Source organism: Mesorhizobium sp. M7A.F.Ca.CA.003.01.2.1 (assembly GCF_003998945.1).
In the GTDB taxonomy this organism is placed as follows: Bacteria; Pseudomonadota; Alphaproteobacteria; order Rhizobiales; family Rhizobiaceae; genus Mesorhizobium; species Mesorhizobium ciceri.
Map to the genome: position 1 here is coordinate 1 of NZ_RZRA01000889.1, position 2,320 is coordinate 2,320.

Below are 2,320 nucleotides of genomic sequence, written 5' to 3' on the forward strand. Positions count from 1 at the left end.
CCGCCAATGCCATCGCCGGTTCGGTCAAGAACATCCCGCCGCTGGCGGCGGGACGCCTGGTGCTGATCGCGGCGCCAAGTTCCCTGCCGGCGATCTTTGCCGACTTCAGTCATATGTTGAATGTCGGCCCGCGCTCGCAAGCCGCCATGGCGGACCGGGTCGAGCATCTTTCCGGCCGGCCGCTGCACGAATTCACCGGCGACCGCCAGCTCGCCCAGGCACCGGTGCCGACCCTGGTCATCCACGCGCCGGACGACCGCGAAGTCTCGGCCGATCACGCAAGGCGCTATGCCGGTGCCGGCGGCCATGTGCGGCTCTACTGGGCCGACGGGCTTGGCCATCGCCGCATTCTTGCCGACAAGGGCGTGGTCGAACGCGCGGTCGGCTTCGTGACGCATCGCGAGCCATTGCTGCTGCATTGAGCGGCGGTCGAGATTATTTCTTCTGCTCGCCGGGTTCGACCGGCAGTCCGGCGGCCTTCCAGGCGGTGTAGCCGCCGAGGATGTGCTTGACCGGCGAAAGCCCCATGTCCTGCGCCGTCTTTGTGGCCAGGGCAGAGCGCCAGCCGCCGGCGCAGAAGAACACGAAGCTCTTTCCCGAGGCGAAGAACGGCTTGTGGTAAGGGCTTTCGGGGTCGATCCAGAATTCCAGCATGCCGCGCGTGACATGCTTGGCGCCCGGAATCCGGCCGTCGCGTTCCACTTCGCGTGGATCGCGCAGATCGACGAAGATGGTGTCTTCATCGTCGAGCAGCCCGGCCGCTTCCTCCGGCGAAACCACCTCGATCACGGCATTCGCCTCGTCCAGCAGCTCGCGATAACCCTTTTTCACGCTCTCGTCCCTCCCGGCCTTGCTGGCGGATTTCGAGCACACCAGCCGGCGTTTGTCACGCCGCGTTGCCGCCGGCCAACGTCTGCCAGGCAGCCATGGCCCCGGCAACCGTCGCCAGCAGGGCAGCGTGCAAGGCGCCGTCTCGCGCCTGGATCGACATGCCGTGCTGGACCGTGGCGAAGAAGGTCGCGGCAGCGCTCGCGTCGAAATCCGCCGGCAATTCGCCTTCGGCAATACCGCGCTCCAGACGTTTTTGCAGGGCGGTGTGGTTTTCGGCACGACGGCGGCGCAGATCGTCGCAGATGGCGCCGCGGCTCGAATCCTGATGCAGTGCGCCCAGCGTGATCAGGCAGCCCTGCGGGCGATCGCTCTGCGCATAGGCTTTCGCCGTCAGGCACAGGAATTGTTCGATCGCCTGCCGCGCGGTCGGAGCCTCGTCCAATGCCAGCCAGATGTCGGCACCCTCGGTGTGCGAGTAAAAATCCGTCGCCTCCAGGAACAGCGCCTCCTTGCTGCCGAAGGCAGCGTAGAGGCTGGGCGAGTTGATGCCCATGGCGGCGGTCAGTTCGCTCATCGATGCACCTTCGTAACCACGCGCCCAAAACACCTGCATCGCGCAACGCAGGGCTGCGGTTCGATCGAAGGTGCGGGGACGGCCTCGTTCCGACATGACGCTCTTTCTGTGTTGATCGATACATAATTCAGTTGACGCCAGCGGGCAAGGCTGACAGATATTTATGTATCGATCATTACATAAAAGGAGAATTCGATGTCTTCCAGCAGATTGAACGGCAAGGCCGCGCTCGTCACCGGCGGCAGTCGCGGCATCGGCGCAGCGATTGCGCGGAGGCTGGCGGCCGATGGCGCCAGCGTCGCGCTGACCTATGTGCATGGCGAGGAACAGGCCCGCGCTGTCGTCGCCGAGATCGAGGCCAAGGGCGGCCGCGCCATCGCGATCAAAGCCGACAACCGCGATGCGGTCGCCCTAGACAAGGCAGTCGACGACGCCGTAACCGCCTTTGGCCGGCTCGACATCCTGGTCAACAGCGCCGGCATCTGGCGCGCCGCCCCAATCGACACGCTGTCGCTCGCCGATTTCGACGAGACCATGGAGGTCAATCTCCGGGCCCCATTCATCGCTTCCAAGGCCGCGGCCGCCCATATGGGTGAGGGCGGCAGCATCATCTCGATCGGCAGCAACCTTGCCGAGCGGGCCGACGGCAGCCTCACGGCCTATTCAGCCAGCAAGGCGGCGCTGGTCGGCCTGACCAAGGCGCTGGCGCGTGACCTCGGCCCGCGCGGCATCACCGCCAATGTCGTCCACCCCGGTTCGACCGACACCGACATGAACCCGGCCGACGGCCCGCATGCCGAGCATCAGCGCCGGAAGATGGCAACGCCGCGCTTCGGCAAGGCCGACGACATTGCCGGCATGGTCGCCTGGCTCGCAGGCCCGGAAGGCCGCTTCGTCACCGGCGCTGCCCTGACC

General features: G+C 66.0%; 3 protein-coding genes and 1 pseudogene. 2 read left to right on the forward strand and 2 right to left on the reverse strand.

From position 1 onward, the window contains the following. Window positions 1–422, forward strand: a pseudogene (locus EN969_RS27205) (alpha/beta hydrolase); the annotation flags it as partial. A 13-nt stretch (window positions 423–435) separates the two neighbouring features. Here the strand turns inward: EN969_RS27205 and EN969_RS27210 are convergent. Together EN969_RS27210 and EN969_RS27215 are read right to left on the reverse strand one after the other, a co-directional pair. Next, a complete protein-coding gene (locus EN969_RS27210; RefSeq protein ID WP_063167993.1) occupies window positions 436–831 on the reverse strand; it encodes a rhodanese-like domain-containing protein in 396 nt (131 codons plus the stop codon). Window positions 832–886: 55 nt separating this feature from the next. Continuing rightward, window positions 887–1,501 carry a TetR/AcrR family transcriptional regulator gene (locus EN969_RS27215; RefSeq protein ID WP_063167994.1) on the reverse strand — a complete coding sequence of 205 codons (615 nt, stop codon included), beginning with the start codon at window positions 1,499–1,501 and terminating at the stop codon, window positions 887–889. A 99-nt stretch (window positions 1,502–1,600) separates the two neighbouring features. Here EN969_RS27215 and EN969_RS27220 point away from each other — a divergent pair. Next, window positions 1,601–2,320, forward strand: a 720-nt coding sequence (locus tag EN969_RS27220) for a 3-oxoacyl-ACP reductase family protein (protein WP_164758531.1), incomplete at its 3' end; no start/stop codon positions are given.

What these genes read in the sequence shown, in the direction of transcription:
- EN969_RS27215 (WP_063167994.1), bottom strand. Translation starts at nt 1,501, where the DNA reads ATGTCGGAACGAGGCCGTCCCCGCACCTTCGATCGAACCGCAGCCCTG.